General features: G+C 70.9%; 11 protein-coding genes. 4 read left to right on the forward strand and 7 right to left on the reverse strand.

Features of this window, described 5'->3' with window-relative positions:
• The first annotated feature begins 89 nt into the window (after positions 1-89).
• Positions 90-1,412: a hypothetical protein gene (locus ABIE21_RS09790; RefSeq protein ID WP_354024638.1), complete on the forward strand. Its 1,323-nt coding sequence runs from the start codon at positions 90-92 to the stop codon at positions 1,410-1,412.
• A 128-nt stretch (positions 1,413-1,540) separates the two neighbouring features.
• The gene (locus ABIE21_RS09795) at positions 1,541-2,158 is read left to right on the forward strand and encodes a 4'-phosphopantetheinyl transferase family protein (protein WP_354024639.1); all 618 of its coding nucleotides are present in this window, start codon (positions 1,541-1,543) and stop codon (positions 2,156-2,158) included.
• On the opposite strand, the gene ABIE21_RS09800 is transcribed toward ABIE21_RS09795, so the two are convergent.
• The 5 genes from ABIE21_RS09800 to ABIE21_RS09820 all read right to left on the reverse strand — a co-directional run bounded on the left by ABIE21_RS09800 (position 2,148) and on the right by ABIE21_RS09820 (position 10,271).
• Positions 2,148-3,476 carry a M1 family metallopeptidase gene (locus ABIE21_RS09800; protein ID WP_354024640.1) on the reverse strand — a complete coding sequence of 443 codons (1,329 nt, stop codon included), beginning with the start codon at positions 3,474-3,476 and terminating at the stop codon, positions 2,148-2,150. The two genes, ABIE21_RS09795 and ABIE21_RS09800, sit on opposite strands and share 11 nt — an antisense overlap.
• A gap of 8 nt (positions 3,477-3,484) precedes the next feature.
• Entirely contained in the window at positions 3,485-7,399 is a 3,915-nt protein-coding gene (locus ABIE21_RS09805) for a Pls/PosA family non-ribosomal peptide synthetase (RefSeq protein WP_354025150.1), read from the reverse strand.
• A 119-nt stretch (positions 7,400-7,518) separates the two neighbouring features.
• Complete coding sequence (locus ABIE21_RS09810; protein ID WP_354024641.1) at positions 7,519-8,514, reverse strand: YeiH family protein; 996 nt, start codon at positions 8,512-8,514, stop codon at positions 7,519-7,521.
• Positions 8,515-8,591: 77 nt separating this feature from the next.
• The gene (locus ABIE21_RS09815) at positions 8,592-9,077 is read right to left on the reverse strand and encodes an anthrone oxygenase family protein (protein ID WP_354024642.1); all 486 of its coding nucleotides are present in this window, start codon (positions 9,075-9,077) and stop codon (positions 8,592-8,594) included.
• Between the two features lie 42 nt (positions 9,078-9,119).
• Entirely contained in the window at positions 9,120-10,271 is a 1,152-nt protein-coding gene (locus tag ABIE21_RS09820; protein WP_354024643.1) for an AI-2E family transporter, read from the reverse strand.
• A 146-nt stretch (positions 10,272-10,417) separates the two neighbouring features.
• Between ABIE21_RS09820 and ABIE21_RS09825 the strand changes: the two genes are divergently transcribed.
• Positions 10,418-12,289 carry a glycosyl hydrolase family 18 protein gene (locus ABIE21_RS09825; RefSeq protein ID WP_354024644.1) on the forward strand — a complete coding sequence of 624 codons (1,872 nt, stop codon included), beginning with the start codon at positions 10,418-10,420 and terminating at the stop codon, positions 12,287-12,289.
• 77 nt (positions 12,290-12,366) lie between these two features.
• Here ABIE21_RS09825 and ABIE21_RS09830 read toward each other — a convergent pair whose 3' ends face one another.
• A complete protein-coding gene (locus ABIE21_RS09830) occupies positions 12,367-13,854 on the reverse strand; it encodes an HNH endonuclease signature motif containing protein (RefSeq protein ID WP_354024645.1) in 1,488 nt (495 codons plus the stop codon).
• A 263-nt stretch (positions 13,855-14,117) separates the two neighbouring features.
• Here ABIE21_RS09830 and ABIE21_RS09835 point away from each other — a divergent pair, with 263 nt between their 5' ends.
• Positions 14,118-14,696 (forward strand): TOPRIM nucleotidyl transferase/hydrolase domain-containing protein, encoded by a 579-nt coding sequence (locus tag ABIE21_RS09835; protein WP_354024646.1) that lies wholly within the window; start codon positions 14,118-14,120, stop codon positions 14,694-14,696.
• Positions 14,697-14,747: 51 nt separating this feature from the next.
• Here ABIE21_RS09835 and ABIE21_RS09840 read toward each other — a convergent pair whose 3' ends face one another.
• On the reverse strand, positions 14,748-17,831 hold the full coding sequence (locus tag ABIE21_RS09840) for a lamin tail domain-containing protein (RefSeq protein ID WP_354024647.1): 3,084 nt from the start codon (positions 17,829-17,831) through the stop codon (positions 14,748-14,750).
• Positions 17,832-17,915: the final 84 nt, after the last annotated feature.

A 17,915-nucleotide genomic window follows, 5' to 3' on the forward strand; every position in this document is an offset into this window, starting at 1 on the left:
CCACACATGGGCTACCTTAAGGGCCGATCGTCACAAAAGCGGGGAGGATACGCCGGTTTCTTCCAGTCTCGTCCCCGTAAAATGCTGGCGTGACCCTCCCGCATCGTCCGATCCCGACCGCTGCGCTCGTCGACGATGTGGCCCGCGGGGCGACGGTCGCGATCGTGACCGTCGTGGTGCTCGTCGTGGTGCTGCTCGGTGTGGGCATCCTCCTGCTCTTCCGTCGCCGTTCCGGCGCCCAGCCGTCTAGCGCGAGCGGGCTGCCCGCCCTGCGCACGCGCGCGAACATCCTGCTGGTGCGGGCCGACGAGGCGGTGACGGCGGGCGAGGACGAGCTCGGGTTCGCCGTCGCGCAGTTCGGCGAGGCGCAGACCGCCGCGTTCAGCAGGACGATGGCGGATGCCCGCGGCCGGCTCGCCGAGGCGTTCCGGCTGCAGCAGGCGCTCGACGACGCCGTGCCCGAATCGTCGCAGAAGAAGCGCGAGTGGACGCTGCAGATCATCGCCCTGTGCGAGGCGGCCATCGCCGCGGTGACGGGCCAGGATCGGGACTTCTCCTCCCTGCGATCGGCCGAGGCCGACTCCCCCGCGCGAATCGCCGATGTGCGCGCTCGCATCGACGCCGCCCGCTCCCGCCTCCGACCCGCCGCGGCCGAGCTGGAACGCCTGCGGTCGGAGTACCGCGAGCGGCTCGTCGCCGGTGGCACGAACGCCGTGGAGACGGCGACGGACGCTCTGGATGCCTCGGCCGACAGCCTGCGCGAGGCGGAGCAGCGCCTCTCGCCCTCCGGGGTGAACACGGTCGCCGCGCTGCTCGAAGACGCCGAGGTGTCGCTGCGGCGCGCGACGTCCGCCCTGGACGGTGTGGACCGGCTGGGCGCGCGGCTCGATGCCGCGGCATCCGCCCTCGACGCCCTTCTCGTGTCGTCCCTCGACGATCTCGCGGAGGCCCGCGCACAGCGCGACTCGCCACCCGATGCCGAGAGCGGTGCGGCGATCATCCGCGCGATGACCGATGTCGAGGCGGCGCGATCGGCTGTCGCCGCGGCATCCGGCCCCCGTGACCCCGTGGCCGGCCTCGACACGCTCTCGGCGGCCGTCGCCACACTCGACACCGCGCTGGCTACCGCGCGCAACCAGTCGCAACGACTCGAGCACGCCCGCGTCGCCCTCACCGGAACCCTCGTTTCGGCGCGCAGCCAGATCTCGGCGCTGCGCTCGCTCATCGGCGGGAGCGGACGGGGCGTCGGCGCGGAGGCCCGCACCCGGCTCGCCGAGGCGGAGCGCCAGCTCATGCTCGCCGAGGCCGAGGCAGACCCGGTGGAGGCGCTCGACGCCGCCCGCCGCGCGGTCACGCACGCCCGCGACGGGGACGCGCTGGCGCACTACGACGCGATGCAGCGCGGACGCTGAGGCGCTGGCGCTTGCTGCCCGGCACCGAGGCGCCTCAGTGCCCCGCGACTTGTCGCTTGTGGGGCCATTCCCGGGCGTCGTCGCCCCACTAGTGACAACTCGCGGCACGAGTGCGGTTGACTGGAGCGATGGATGACCCGGTGGTGCTCGTGCGGCAACGCGGCGACCGCGATGCCGACCGCGCGCTGCTCGCCGAGGCCGCGGCGCTCGCGCTCGGCGTAGCGAGCGGAGTAGTCGCGAGCGCAGACCTAGCGAGCACAGACCTAACGAACGCAGAAGTCGCGAACGCAGACGTAGCGGGCGTCGTCGTGACCCGCACGTGCGCCCACTGCGGCGGCACCGATCACGGGCAGCCGAGCGCCCCGGGCGTGTTCCTCAGCCTGAGCCGGGCCGGCGGGCTCGTGGCCGTCGCCGCCAGCCTGCACCGTGCGGTCGGCATCGACATCGAGCGGCTCGACCGGGTCGCCCGCGCGGGCTTCGACGACGTGGCGTTCACCGCGGAGGAGCGAGCCGAGATAGCGGGCTCGGCAGACCCACACGCCCTGCGCGCCGTGCTCTGGACCAGCAAGGAGGCGCTGCTGAAACTCTGCGGCGACGGGCTGCGCACCGACCCGAGACTGCTGCGCGTGAGCGGAGCGCGACGACTGCTCGCCTGGCCGGCATCCGCCCCTCGTCTCCACGGCGCGGGCCTGACCCGGCTCGACACACCGCCCGGTTACGTGGGAACGCTCGCTGTCAGCGGATGAGCAGGTCGGGCACGGCGACCGAGTAGATCCACCGGTCGACGATGACCGAGATGGCGCTGCTCCCGGTGTGCCGCTCGAAGAACTCGACGAACCCCTCGGTCGTCACCGATCCGTAGGCGTTCTCGGCCACCCAGTCGCGCACCGCGGCGAAGAACCTGTCATCCCCGACGACAGACCGCACCGAGTGCAGCGCGAGGGCGCCGCGCTTGTAGACGCGGTCGTCGAACATGGAGTGCGGGCCGGGGTCGCCGACGACGAGCGAGTCCTTCGGCACGGCCTTCACGATCGCGCGGTGGGCGATGGCGCTCTGCTCCGCGGTCGGTCCGCCGATCGACTCGGCCCAGAGCCACTCGGCGTAGCACGCGAATCCCTCGTGCAGCCAGATGTCGCGCCAGCGCCGCAGGGTGAGGCTGTTGCCGAACCACTGGTGGGCGAGTTCGTGGGCGATGAGCCGGTCGCTGCCGTGGGCACCGTCGACGTGGTTGCGGCCGAAGATGCCGAGACCCTGTGCCTCGAGCGGGATCTCCAGCTCGTCGGGCGTCACGACCACCGCGTACTCGTCGAACGGGTAGGGGCCGAACCGGTCGGTGAAGAGCGCGATCATGTCGTCGATGCGGGCGAAGTCGACGCTCACCTTGTGCGCGAGCTCCGCCGGGTAGAACAGCCGGGCGTCGCCCGTGGCGCGGCTCGTGTAGCGGCCGATCTGCAGCGTGGCGAGGTAGCTGGCCATCGGCTGCTCCATCGCGAAGACCCAGATCGTGCGGCCCGACCGCGTCTCCTTCTCGACCAGCCGCCCGTTGGCGACGACGGTGTACGGCGCCTCGCACGAGACGGCGATGCGGTAGGTGGCCTTGTCGCTGGGGTGGTCGTTGCAGGGATACCAGGAGGCCGCCCCCGACGGCTGGCTCGCGACGATGACCCCGTCGGCGAGCTCCTCCCATCCGACGTCGCCCCACGGGCTCTTCACGGGATGCGGGGATCCGCCGTAGCGCACGACCACCTCGAACACGTCGCCGGCCTCGATCACGGTCGCGGGCGAGATGACGATCTTGCGCGCCGCCTGGTTCAGCTTGCGCGGGCGCACCCCGGCGACGAGCACCTTCTCGACGCTGAGCCCGGCGAAGTCGAGACTGAACCGGTCGAGCCGCTCCGTCGCGGTCGCGGTGATCGTGGCGACCCCGCGCAGCTGGTTGGTCTCGACCCGGTATGTGAGGTTCAGGTCGTAGTGCCCGACGGTGTAACCCCCGTTGCCGGTCGAGGGAAGATACGGGTCTCCCGCCGAGGCGGCACCGTGGTTCGACTGCGAAGAGGGGGTCATGGGTGCCGTCAAGTATTCCACGGCGCCGATCTCCACGGAGCGATCGGATTGCCCGCCCACAACGTGCTAGAAGGCACGCGTTCCCCGCGCATCACGAGCGACCCCGGCCCGACGGTCGCACCGAGATCGATCGACGCCGCGGGCAGGATCACGCTGTTCGGCCCGAGGGTGGCGCCCGCCGCGAGCGACACCGTGTCGAGCTGCATCACCCGGTCGTGGAAGAGGTGCGTCTGCACCACGCAGCCGCGGTTGACCGTCGCGCCGTCGCCGAGGCTCACGAGGTCGGCCTCGGGCAGCCAGTACGACTCGCACCATACGCCTCGACCGACGGATGCGCCCAGCGTGCGCAGCCAGAACGCCAACGCGGGAGTGCCGGCCGCGTTCGCCGCGAACCAGGGGCGGGCCACCATCTCGACGAAGGTGTCAGCCACCTCGTTGCGCCAGATAAACGACGACCAGAGCGGATGCTCGCTGCCGTCGATCCTTCCGACGAGCAACCACTTCGCGACCGTCGACGCTCCCGCCGCGGCCGCTCCCGCCGCCAGCAGGACGAACCCCGACAGGGCGATGGCCCAGCCGAGGCCGAGCGTCGACCAGACGGCAGCGAGCGCGACGAGCACCCCGAGCGCGATCCAGGCGGTGACGATGACGGGCACGATGCGCAGCAGCTCCCAGCCGGCGCGTGCGAACTTGAGGCGCGTCGCGGGGCGGAAGGTGCGGCCCAGGTCGAAGTCGGTGACGGTGCGGCGCAGGCGCACGGGCGGGTTGCCCAGCCACGACGACCCGCGCTTTGCGCCGCGCGGCGTCGCTGAGAGCACAGCGACGAGCCCGTTGCGCGGAACGGTGCGCCCGGGACCGGTGATGCCGCTGTTGCCGAGGAACGCGCGGCGTCCGACCTTGGCCCGCCCGATGCGCACCCAGCCGCCTCCGAGCTCGTAGGTGGCGACCATGGTGTCGTCGGCGAGGAACGCCCCCTGCGCGATCGTGGTCAACGAGGGGACCAGCAACACCGTCGAGATCTCGACGTTCTTTCCGACCCTGGCCCCGAGCATCCGCAACCAGACGGGTGTGATCAGGCTCGCGTACAGCGGAAACAGCAGGGTGCGTGCGCTGTCGAGAATGCGTTCGGTCGCCCAGACCTGCCAGCCGATGCGGCTGCGCACCGGGAAGTGTCCCTCGCGCAGTCCGATGCCGAGAAGCCGCACCGCACCGACGACGAGCAGGGTGTAGGCGAGGCCCGCCGCGACGACCGCGAGCGGCACGGCGAGCGCGGCGCTGCCCACGGCGGCGGGGAAGCTCGAGCGGTCGATGCCGGCGCCGACGACGAGCGCGCCGAGGATCACTGCGGCGGCGGGCATGGCCGACATCGCGACGGATCCGAGGGCGAAGCCGACGAGCCAGTGCCGGGCGCGCGGTGGGCGCTCGATCGGCCAGGTCGGTCGGGCGGCGCCGACGCGGGCCGCGGGCGAGCCTGCCCAGCGCTCCCCCGCGGGCACTCGGCCCGAGACCGCGGAGCCGGGTTCGACGAGGGCGCCGCGCCCGATGCTGGCGCCTCCCAGCAGCGTGCTGCGGGAGCCGACGCGTGCGCCGGCTCCGACGTGCACGGCCCCGAGGCGCAGCACGTCGCCGTCGATCCAGTAGCCGGCGAGGTCGACCTCGGGCTCGATCGCGGCGCGCTCGCTGATCGTCAGCATGCCCGTGACCGGAGGCAGGGCGTGCAGGTCGACGCCGGAGCCGATCTTCGCGCCGAGCGCACGGGCGTAGTAGCTGATCCACGGGGCGCCCGCGAGCGACGCCGCGCCGACCTGCAGCGCGACCTGCTCGGCGAGCCACAGCCGCACGTGCACCGAGCCGCCGCGCGGGTAGTCACCCGGCTTCACCCCGGCGAGGAGCAGCCGTGCTGCGATCACGGAGATCAGCATCTTGCCGGGAGGCGTGATGAAGAGCAGGAAGCCTGCGGCGACCCACCACCACGAGATCTGCGGCAGGAACGGCAGGGCGAGCAGGTTGCCCGCGGCGCCGAGGTACACCAGCCACCTGCCGGCGGAGAGCACGTGCAGCGGGATGCCGAGCAGCGTGAGGGCGATCTGGCTGGCCACCGGGGTCGGCAGCACGGCGCGCTGGGCCGTCTCTTCCGCGGGCGCGCGGCCGTCGAGCTCGTCGGCGAGCGAGCCGATGCGCGGGTAGTCGTAGACGTCGGAGACGAGCGTGCGCGGGTAGCGTTCGCGGATCGCCGACACGAGCTGCGCCGCCGAGAGGGATCCGCCGCCGAGCGCGAAGAAGTCGTCGTCGGCCGACGCGACGTTCGCGCCGAGGATGCTCGACCAGATCTGGGCGAGCCACTGCGTCGTCGGTGAGAGGTCGGCCGCGGCATCCGCCCCCGACTCGGCGCCGGGCAGCGGCCACGGCAGGGCGGCGCGGTCCACCTTGCCGGAGGTGCGCGTGGGCATCGTGTCGACGACGGCGAGCATGGGCACGAGGGCGGCCGGAAGCTCCTCGCGCAGGCGCTCGAGCGCTGTGGCACGGTCGAACTCGAAGCCGTCGACGAGCGCCAGGTAGCCGACGAGCACATGGTTGCCGGCCGGTGTGGTCTGCACGACCGATGCGGCCCCTGCGACCCCGTCGAGCGACTGCAGTGCGGCGTCGATCTCGCCGAGCTCGATGCGGCGGCCGCCGAGCTTCACCTGGTCGTCGGCGCGTCCGACGAAGACGAGGCCCGCGCTCTCGAAGCGCACGAGGTCGCCGCTGCGGTATGCGCGCTGCCAGCCGAGCGACTCGAACGGCGCGTACTTCTCCGCGTCCTTGACGGGGTCGAGGTAGCGGGCGAGGCCGACGCCGCCGATGATGAGCTCGCCGATCTCGCCCTCGGCGACTCGGCTGCCGTCGGGTGCGACGACGGCGAGGTCCCAGCCGTCGAGCGGGAGTCCGATGCGCACCGGGCCGTCGCCGCCGATCGGTGCGGCGCACGCGACGACGGTCGCCTCGGTGGGTCCGTAGGTGTTCCACAGCTCGCGGCCGGGTGCGGCGATGCGCGCGGCGAGCTCGGGCGGGCAGGCCTCGCCGCCGAAGATCACGAGCCGCACCTGCTCGAGCGACTCGTCGGGCCAGAGGGCGGCGAGGGTTGGCACCGTCGACACGACGGTGATGCCGTGCGCGATGAGCCACGGCCCCAGGTCGACGCCGGATCTCACGAGGGAGCGCGGCGCCGGCACGAGGCATCCGCCGTTCCTCCACGCCAGCCACATCTCCTCGCACGACGCGTCGAAGGCGACGGAGAGTCCGGCGAGCACACGGTCGCCGGGGGCTATGGGTTCGGCGGGCAGGAAGAGCCCCGCCTCCGCGTCGACGAACGCGGCGGCCGACCGGTGGGTGACTGCGACGCCCTTGGGCACGCCCGTAGACCCGGACGTGAAGATGACCCAGGCGTCGTCGTCGGGGGTGGGGGTGGCGACGGGCTCATAGTCCTCGAGCTCGTCGAAGGGCGGCGCTTCGACAGGCGGCGCTTCGACAGGCGGCGCTTCGACAGGCTCAGCGACCGACGCCGGCACAGCGGCCGCGGCGAACACTCCCCCGTCGCCGATGACGCCGACCACGCGCGCCTCGCCGAAGACGAGCTGCGCGCGCTCCTCCGGGTCGTCAGCGTCGACGGGAACGTAGGCCGCTCCGGCGGCGAGCACCGCGAGGATCGACACGTAGAGCTCGCGGGTTCCCGACGCGATGCGGATGCCCACCTTGTCACCCCGGCGAACGCCGTCGCGGGTCAGGGCGAGGGCCTGCGCGTAGACGAGCCGTTCGAGTCGGCGGTAGCTGATGCCTCCCTGCGGATCCTCGAGCGCGAGCGCGTCCGGGTACTGCGCGACAGTGGAACGGAAGACGTCGATGAGGGTGCGTTCGAGCGGCGTGCGCGACGCCCCCTCGAGCATGCCCTGAGCTGTCGCGGTGGTCACGTGTGCTCCTCGGGCGGTGCTGGAAAGAATCACGCGAGCCTACCGAGTCGAGGTTAACGCTTGGCAAACGCCCTTACCGGTATGCCGAGTGCCGCCTACGCCGTGGTCAACACGACGGCGCCCCAAGCCAGCGCGGCGACGAGCACCCACGAGGCGAGTCCGACGAGCAGCGAGCGTCCGCTCGTGCGCACTAGCGACACGACCCGGATCGACGACCCCAGTGCGACGAGCGCCAGACCGAAGAGGATCGTCTGTGCGAAATCCGCGGCGGCGAGCGCCGCCTCGGGCACCGGCAGAAACGTGCGCACGAGCATCGCGGCCAGGAACCCGAGAACGAAGAGCGGCACGATCGGCGGTCGAGGGGCGGATGCCGCATCCGTCACCTCGATCTGCGAGAAGCGCCGGTAGACGCCGACACCCGCGACGAGCGGGGCGAGCAGCAGCACGCGGGTGAGCTTGATCGCGACGGCGAGCGCCAGTGCGGAGGCGCCCGCGGTCTGCGCCACGGCCACCACCTGGCCGACGTCGTGCACGCTCGCGCCCGCCCACGCGCCGAACTGCAGGTCGGTGAGTCCGAGCGGCGCGTGCAGAAGCGGGAGCACGACGATCGCAAGACTCCCGCAGAGGGTGACGAGTGCGGCGGGCACGGCGATCTCGCTCGGCTTGCTGCGGGTGACGGCGGCCATCGCTCCGATCGCCGAGACGCCGCAGATGGAGAATCCGGCCGCGAGCAGCAGCGGCTCGTCGCCGGGCAGGCGGGCGAGGCGTCCGAGCAGGAGCGTGCCGAAGAAGGTGAGCACCACCACGACGACGACGGCGAGGAGGGTCGGTGCTCCGAGGTCGACGATGTCGCCGAGTCCCAGTTTGAGTCCGAGCAGAACGATCCCGATGCGGAGCAGGCGGCGGGCGGCGAGGGCGAAGCCGGGCTTCCAGGCGCCGTCGAGCCGTTCGCGCAGGGCGGGGAGCTGGCCGAGGACGACGCCGATCACCACGCACAGCGTGAGCACCGGAACCACGGGTAGAGCGAGGTGCACGGCGAACGCGAGCAGCAGCCCGCCGGCCGCGACGGCGAGCCCGGGGAGAAGTCGCATACCCCGACGCTAGACGACCCGCGGCGCGGCGCCGAACCTCACCGCCACAGCGGCGACTGCCGCGGTGCCGAACCTCGCTACCCGGCGACGACGGCCGACACCGCGAACAGGGCTGCGGCCGCGAGCGCCGCGACCGTGCGTACGTGGTTGAGTCGTGTCCAGCGGGCGGAGAGCCGCGCCCACAGGTCCGCAGTCTCGGGCACAGAGGCATCCGCTCTGCCGACCGCGTCGTTGATCGGCACGTTCGCTGCGATCGTGACCACGAACGATCCGACGAGGTACAGCGCGCTCGCGACGATGAGCAGCAGAGCGCCGGGCTCGCCGAGGGTCGCGAACCCGCGTATGCCGAGCACGACGCTCAACACCGCGGCCCCGACGAACGCGAGCATAAACGGAACGCGCACCGCCGCCACGTTGATCGCCTGCATCGTCGTCACCGCCTGGGTGGTCGACAGCCGTGCGAGTCCCGGCATCACGATCGCCGAGAACGCGTAGAACGCGCCGCCGACGCACCCGGAGGCGACACTGGCGGCGACGGTGGCGATGAGAAAGGCGTCGGTCATGGAACAAGCGAAGCGGATGTCGCGTGGCCGATCAACTCCGGCCTAGCGCTTGCCCGGCTTGACGGCCTTCTTCGCGGGGCGGACCGGCTTCGCCGTGCGGGCTGGCGTTGCGGGCGGCGCCACTCCGGCGGGTCGGGGGTCGTTCCACGTCTTCGCAATCGCCCACGCGACCGCGGCGATCGGCACCGACAGCACCGCGCCGATGATCCCGCCGAGGATGGTGCCCGCGGTGAGGGCGAGCAGGATCACGAGCGGGTGCAGCTTGAGCGACTGCGCCATCACGACCGGCTGCAGGAAGTTGCCCTCGAGCTGGTTGACCGCGATGACGATGATGATCACGATGAGGGCGACGAACGGCCCGTTCGAGACGAGTGCGACGAGGGCGGCGAGGATGCCGGCGACGGTCGCTCCGATGAGCGGGATGAACGAGGCGAGGAAGACGATGACGGCGAGGGGCAACGCCAGCGGCACGCCCAGGACCGCGACACCGACGCCGATCGCCACGGCGTCGACGAGGGCGATCGTCGCCGTGCCGCGCACGTAGCCGCCGAGGGTCGTGACCGTGGTGCGGCCGACGCGCTGCCCGCGGGCGAGTGCGTGTCCGCGGAAGGGGGTGAGGAAGAATGCCCAGATGCGGTCGCCGTCTTTCATAAAGAAGAACAGGATCACGATCGTCAGCACGATGCTGGCGATGATCTCGCCGGCGACGGAGACGCCGGCGATGGCCCCGCTGCCGAACTGGCTGCTGGTGAGGAAGTCGATCACGGTCTCGCGGAAGTCGTCCAGCTGGGACTGGTCGAGTCCGAGCGGTCCGTTGACCGCGAACTCGTAGAGCTGATCGATTCCCTCGCTGGCCGACGTCGCGAGCTCGTCCCACTGGCCGCGCACCGCGAACACGATGAGGGTGACGAGTCCGCCGAAAACGATGAATCCGGCGACCAGGGTGATCCACGTCGCGAGGATCGCCGAGACGCCGCGCCTGCGCAGCCACCCGATGACGGGGCTGAACGCCGAGGCGAGGATCAGGGCGATGATCACGGGGATCACGACGAGCTTGAGCTGGATGAGCGCGAACACGGCGATGGTCGCCAGCGCTAGCACCGCGATGATCTGCACGCTGCGGAGGGCAAGCACCCCGAACTTGTCGGTCATGATCTCTCGGAGGGTGGGTCGTGCGGGGGTGTCGACGGTCATGCTTCCAGCCTAGGTCGAATCGCACCCCCCGATCGGGGCAAGAGTCGCGAGAACGCGATTGCGGGCCGCTCGCATGTCGTAGCGTGAGCTTCAGGCAGTGGCGTCCGCCCACCCGATGCCTGTGACATCAGTGATGGGGACTCTTAATGACACGCAATTCACGGGCACCGTGGCGCCTTCTGGGCGCGGCGGCTCTCACCTGCGGGGCGCTTCTCGCGTCTAGCCTCGCCGGCACCGCTGCAGTGGCAGTACCGGCAGCGGCGGGGGCCGCTGCTTCGATCTCCGGACTTCCGTCGACCGACCTGAACGGGTACCGCAACGTCGGCTACTTCGCCCAGTGGGGCGTCTACGGACTGAACTACAAGCTCAAAGACCTGCAGGCCTCCGGAGCGGCATCCAAGCTGACCGCTCTCAACTACGCCTTCGGCAACATCAACAACCAGACCCTCTCCTGTTTCATGGCCAACAAGGCGCAGGGCAGCGGGCCCAACGGGTCCGACGGTGCGGGAGACTCCTACGCCGACTACGGCATGAGCTACACCGCGGCCGACTCGGTGAGCGGTGTCGCCGACGTCTGGAACGCCCCGCTCGCGGGCTCGTTCAATCAGCTGAAGCAGCTCAAGGCGAAGAACCCCGAGCTCAAGCCGATCATCTCGCTGGGCGGGTGGACCTGGTCGAAGAACTTCTCCGCAGCCGCCAAGACGGATGCTTCGCGCAAGAAGCTCGTCGCCTCGTGCATCGACATCTACATCAAGGGCAACCTGCCCGTCGTCGACGGTCGCGGCGGTGTCGGCGCTGCCGCCGGCATCTTCGAGGGCATCGACATCGACTGGGAGTGGCCCGGACGCGACAGCGGCCTCGCCGGCAACGGCGTCGACACCGTCAACGACAAGGACAACTTCCGTCTGCTGCTCAAAGAGTTCCGCGCGCAGCTCGACGCCTACGGTGCGACGACCGGCAAGGACTACACGCTCAGCGCGTTCCTGCCCGCTAACCCGCTGGACATCAAGGCCGGCGGATGGAACAACCCCGAGCTGTTCGAGTACCTCGACTACGGGAACATCCAGGGCTACGACCTGTTCGGCGCGTGGGACGGCACCAAGACCGGTCATCAGGGCAACCTGTACGCCGACGCCACCGACACGCGCAATCCCGCGGACCGGTTCAGTGTGGATGCTTCGATCAAGGAGTACACGAAGGCCGGTGTAGCCCCGGCTCAGCTCGGCATGGGTCTCGCGATGTACGGACGCGGCTGGCAGGGTGCGGCATCCAGTGCCGCGTGGAGCCCGGCCAACGGTGCCGCTCCGGGAACCAACGGCTGGGGGATGTCGAACTACGACGACATCAAGAACCTCGGAACGGGCTACTACGACGCCGTCACCGGGGCCGCCTGGCGTCACGACGGCAACCAGTGGTGGAGCTATGACAACGCGCAGTCGATCGCGGCCAAGGCGAAGTACATCGTCGACTCCGGTCTGGGCGGCGCGATGTGGTGGGATCTCTCGGGCAACCGCGACGGTTCGCTCATCACCTCCCTCGTCGGTGGGCTGAACGGCACGACGGGTCCGGTGGTCACGCCGACGCCGACTCCCACTCCCACTCCCACACCGACTCCCACTCCGACACCGACACCGAGCCCGACTCCGACACCGGATCCGACTCCGACACCGAGCCCGACTCCGACACCCACGCCCACGCCGACCCCCACCCCGACGCCGGGCACGTGTGCTCCGGCGGCGTGGGATGCCACGAAGGCCTACACGGTCGGCCTCCAGGTCTCGTACCAGGGCAGCATCTACAAGGCGAAGTGGTGGACGAAGGGCGACAAGCCCGCCACGAGCGACCCCTGGGCGTTCGTGAGCACCTGCTCGGGTGAAGCCGCTCCGATCGGCCCATGGTCGGCGACCACCATCTACACGGCGGGCACGAAGGCGACGTACAACGGCATCACCTACACCGCCAAGTGGTGGACGAAGGGCGACGTCCCCGGCATCAAGTACGGCGTCTGGGCCGAGTAGGCACAGGCACGATCGGTGGCCCGGTTCGCGAGAGCCGGGCCATCGCTCTGTGCGCACTTCCCAATGAAGCCGGGTCGTCATTGTCTGACCGGCCGGTGTTTCTTGGTGGTGCGGAGGGTGGTGAGGATTCGGGTGCGTTGTCTTCCGAGCAATCTCCATTTCTGGTCGGGGTCGATCCAGGGTGGGGCGAGGATGTGGGGGCGTCCGCCGATCATTCTGAGGGCGTAGTCGTTCTTGTGGATCATGGTGTGGCATTCGGGGCAGAGCAGCACCCCGTTATCGATGCCGGTGGGTCCGTCGTGGGCCTGCCAGCCGAGAACGTGGTGTCCGTCGCAGCCGCCGGGCGGTGCGCCGCAGTTGACGCAGCCGCCGTCTCTGACGGCGAGGGCCTTCAGCTGGGCGGGGCTGAACAGGCGGCGGGTGCGGCCGAGCATGAGTGCCTCGTCGTTGTCGCCGAGAAGCAGCGGGGCGTAGCCGGCGGCACAGACCATCCGTTCGATGGTCGCGGTCGAGACCGGTTCGGCGACCCCGTCGATCCAGCCGACGCCGGTGCGGGCGCGGAGGTCGTCGAGGGTGATCACGGCGGTGACCTGCGCGGTGGAGCGCATCCCGCCGGGCTCGGTCCCGGTGGAGCGCACCCCGGCGGCCCAGAGACCTGTGGCCACGTCGTAGTGGCGTTGCCCGTGCGTGCGGGGGTCGGTGAGGGTGATGGTGGTCTGCCCGGCGGGGTCTGTGGTCATCACGGTGCCGGAGGCCCGGTCGGCGTCGGAGAGGAACCGGGGCAGGTTTCCGGGCTTGTCGGCCTCGGCGAACGCCGCCCTGAGCAGCGCCGCGTCGACCGGGGTGAGCATCCCGCCGAACGGGGTCAGCCCGTCGTCGCGCTCCCTGCCGAGGCGGAACACCCTCCGGCGGCGTGCCCGGTCGTCGCGGGGCTCGGCCCCGTCGGGGTCCAGCGCCTCCCGCCAGGCGCGGGCCTGCACCCCGACCTCCTCCGCCGGGGCGTGGGCGGCGGTCTCGACCAGCGCCTGCTCGGCGGCGGCGAGGTCGACCGGGTCGGGGCAACCGACCGACGCTGCCTGGTCGAGGCACCGCACCACGACCTCCGCGGCATCCACCCCGATCTCTCCGCCGGCGAGCGCCGCGCCGACCAGCGGGTGCGCCGGCGGCAGTACGGTGCCGTCGAGGGTCGTGCGAGGCCGGGCGGCCGCGCCGAGCAGGGTGCGACGGCGCGCCTCCGCGGGCGAGACCCGGGTGAGGCGCTCGACCAGCTGCCAGCCGCGGCGCAGCCCGTGGGCGAACGCGAGGCCGTCGTCGCCGCGCTCGGGCAGCGACCGGTCGTGGACCTCCCCGGCCACCACGACCCGCAGCGCGTCGACGAGGCGCCCGGCCTCCTCCACGGCGACCGTCACCGCGCACACCCGCCGGCCGTCCGCCCCGGACAACGCAGCCGCCAACCCGCCGACACCCAGAGCCGAGTCATCACCTTCACCGGGCGCGCCGAGGATCGCGGCCAGGCGGTCACGCACCTGCCGCACCGCGTCCTCGAGGAGCTCGATGTCGTTCATGCAGGCAGTGTCATCCCGGCCACCGACATCACGGATACCCCAGATCAGAACTGATATTTCCCGTGGAGAGCGATCCGGCGAGCCGCCCTGTGGAGGACAGGAGCGGAGGGAAGAGCAGGCTGGGGAGGTCTCGACAAGCTCGACCACCGAGGCCGGGTCTCGGTCGACCACCGAGGCCGGATCCAGACGAGCTCGACCACCGAAACCAGGCTCGTCCACCGCAGAATATTGCACCTCACCCCGACCGCTGCGAGACTGTGCGGGTGAACCCGGCACGGCAGCCCACCCTCGTGCTCGTCGAGGGCGCCAGCGACCGGGTCGCCGTCGAGACACTCGCCCGACAGCGCGGGCTCGACCTAGAAGACGCCGGCGCGACGATCGTCGAGCTGGGCGGTGCGACCGGCATCGCCAACGCGCTCGAGCGTCGGCCCGCCGGCGTGCGCCTCACGGGACTCGTCGACGCCGGCGAGGAGCGATTCTTCCGACACGCCCTCGAAGACATCGGCCTCGGCACCGACCTCACCCGCACCGGCCTTGAGGCTCTCGGCTTCTTCGTCTGTGTGACCGATCTGGAAGACGAGCTCATCCGCGCACTGGGCAGCGACGCGGTGATCTCGGTGATTGAGGAGCAGGGCAATCTGCGGCAATTCCGCACCTTCCAACGCCAGCCGGCTCAGCGCGAGCGAACCGTCGAGCGGCAGCTACACCGCTTCCTCGGCACCACCGCCGGACGCAAAGAGCAGTACGCCCGCGCACTCGTCGAGAGACTCGACAGAGCGCCGCGTCCGCTTGCCCAACTGGTCGACTTCGTGGCGACCTCCGCGGACGCTACGGCCCAGTAAACCGCGCCCCGCGCGATGCCGCTACCTCAAACCGCGCCCCGCGCGATGCCGCTATCTCGAAGCGCGCACCGCACGACGCAGCACCAACAACCCGCCGCCCGAGAGCAGCAGCAGCAACGCGGCGAACGCTGGCAGCTGCACGTCGGCGCCCGTCGAGGCGAGCGCCCTGGCGCCGGCCGCGACCGTCACGTTGTCCCACCCGATGAGTGTGCCGTCGGCAGCGAGCACGGCGATGCGATGGGATCCCGCCGACGCGTCGGCCGGGATGACGACCCGCACCGTCCCGGCCCCGCTCACGGTGACGGTGCCGAGCAGCACCGGCGTGGAGTGCATCCACACGTTGACGGTCGTGCCGGCGTACTCCGCGCCGACCGTGATGGTCACGGCTTGACCGGGCCGCACTTCGGAGGGCGCCGACACGGTGCCGCGAGCGGCCTCGGTGAACGACGAGGCGGCGACCGGCGTCGTCGCACCGACGTTGACCGGAGTAGGCGCCGGATTGCCGGGAGCCGGCACAGAAGGCACGCCGGGCACGCTCGGCTCACCGGGCTCCCCGGGCACGGGCGCCGCCGCACAGTTCAGCGACCCCGACCGGATCGAGTGACTTGCGGTGTTCGAGTCATCCGCCCAGAAGACGCTCCTCACCCCGGCGACGCACTGCGTCTGCGGGGCCATCGCGAAGCCCTCGTTGTTGAGGTTCGCCATTCCGGTGGGGCGTTCGTAGACGCGAGTCACGGCGAAGCGTCCGTCGGTTCCGACCTCGAGGGTCGCCGAACGGCCGTTGCAGGTGTCGTCGCACACGGCCCAGAGCGAGCCGGTCGCGGCATCGAACTCGAGATCCATCACGCCGGGGAACCCGCTCGCGATGGTGGCGACGCGGGTGTATCCGCCGGTCGTCTGGTTGAGCGCGTAGGCGTACACCGCACCGTTGGCCTCGAGTCCGACGAAGAACAGCCCGGTCCCGTGATCGGGGTACGTGGCGGGGTCGTATGCCGTCTTGGTGCTCTCGTCGCGCAGTCCCTCGCTCACGAGGAACGCGTCGGGAACCCAGGCGATGCCCTCGAGCCCGGCGTTGGCTCCGACGACCGGCAGGTCTGCGGTGAGGTTCCACTCACGGGTCGCGTTGAGGCTGGGGCCCGCGGATGCCACGTCGTAACGCAGCACGGAGAGCCGGCTTCCCCCGCCGTTGTTGTCGCGTTCGCTGGAGATGTACACCCCGCCGGCCGCTCCAGCACTGGTGAGCGCGACTCCCTCCGCGTCGACGTCGCCCGTGCCGTCGGCGTAGTGCAGCACCTTGCCGGCGCCCCACCCGTTCGCCGTGTCCGGCACCCAGTTCGTGCCGTTGTCGACGAGACGGTACAACGCTCCTGTGCCGTTCTTGGCCGCCCAGAGCACGTTGCCGTTCGCCGCCGCCTCGTAGGCGAGGCCGCTCATGTTGCCGTCGAAGGTGTTCGCGACGTCTTCGGTCACGACTGTTCCGGCGCCGGGCCAGGGAGTCGTGACCAGATCGCCGGCACACGCGTTCACCGCGCCCTTGGTCGGCGCGGCGGTGGCGGCGAAGGCTCCGGTGCCGTCGGCGCAGCGGCCGTAGGTGGTGGTGGCGTGCGTGGACCAGCCGTGGCTGTCGACGAGGGTCGTGGCGTCGGGCAGGTAGAGGCGCGACGTGTCCGCTCCCCCGAGTCCGAACGCCGCCTCGACGTCGGCGACGTAGTAGCCACCGGCCGCGACCGTCGTGTTCGCGGGAACCACGAACACGTGGCTGTCGTCGTTGTCCTTGAGGACGTAGCCCGAGACATCCGCCGCCTGGCCGCCGTTGTTCTTCAGTTCGATCCAGTCGCCGGGGGTTCCGCCGCTCGACTCGATCTCGTTGATGCGCAGGGGCGAGCCGCAGTCGTTGACGGCGCCCTTGGTGGGCGAGGTCGTCGTGGTGAAGTCGGTGCCGCAGATGCCGAACGTCGTGGTGGCGTGCGTGGTCCAGCTGCGTGAGTCGACGAGGGTGAATCCGTCGGCGGCGAAGACGCGCGCCGAGTCAGCGGCGCCGAGACCGAAGCCGAGAGCTGCCTCCTCGACGACGTAGTAACCGCCGGCCGCGATCGTGGTCGCCGCGGGGATCACCGAGACGTGGGCGTCGTCGCTGTCTTTCACGGTCCACCCGGAGATGTCCACGGCCGTGCTGCCCGCGTTGACGAGCTCGATCCAGTCGCCTGGGGTCCCGCCGCTCGACTCGACCTCGTTGACTCGGATGCTCGGCAGCTGCGGCGCGACGCGCTGGTTGGCGGTGTCCTTGGTGGCCGCCGCCGTCGTGACGAAGGCACCGGTGCCGTCGGGGTAGCGGCCGTACGTCGTGGTGGCGTGTGCCGTCCAGGCGTGGCTGTCGACGAGGGTCGTGCCGTCGGCGAGGAAGAGGCGCGCCGTGTCTGCGGAACCGAGCCCAAAGCCGCCGAGCACGTCTACGTCGATCGCGAGAAAACCGCCCGGGGCGATCGTGCTGCCGGCGGCGATGGTGACGATGCTCGCGTCCTTGTCGTCGCGGAGCACGAGCCCCGACACGTCGACCGGCACCTTCGCGATGTTGGTGAGCTCGATCCAGTCGACGGGGGTTCCGCCGCTCGACTCGATCTCGTTGATGCGCACGGAGTCGACCACCGAGACCACGCACGCATTGGCCGCGCCCTTGGTCGAGGCGACGGTCGGCCCGAACTCGCCGGTGGAGTCGGCGCAGCGGCCGAAGGTGACGGCGGCGTGGTCGGTCCACGCGTACGAGTCGACGAGCGTGACGCCGTCGGGCATAAAGAGACGGGCCGTGTCTGCGCGGCCGAGGCCGAACTTGCCCGGAACCTCGGCGTCGACATCGACCGCGAGGTACGCACCGGCGGCAAGCGTCGTGCCGGCGGCGATGGCGAGCGTGCGCGTGTCGTCGTTGTCCTTGAGCACCCAGCCCGAGACATCCACCGCTCCGGTTCCGGTGTTGACGATCTCGATCCAGTCGTTCACGTCGCCGTTCTGCTCGACCTCGTTGATGCGAACGGATGACACGGGCGCGGCGACCGCGGGCGTGACGGTCGCCGCGATCGGAATGGCGAGGGCCAGTCCGGTCACTGCGGCGAGAATGGTTCGACGCCTGATGGTGCGCATGGGGATGCCCTCTTTGCTGCTGGTGGGAGTCGGGCCCGAACGGGGGCCACTCGCTCACAGTGGAGCAGCAGGGGAAACGCGCGG

Origin of the sequence: Conyzicola nivalis, assembly GCF_040548875.1 — a bacterium.
Classification (GTDB): domain Bacteria; phylum Actinomycetota; class Actinomycetes; order Actinomycetales; family Microbacteriaceae; genus Conyzicola; species Conyzicola nivalis_A.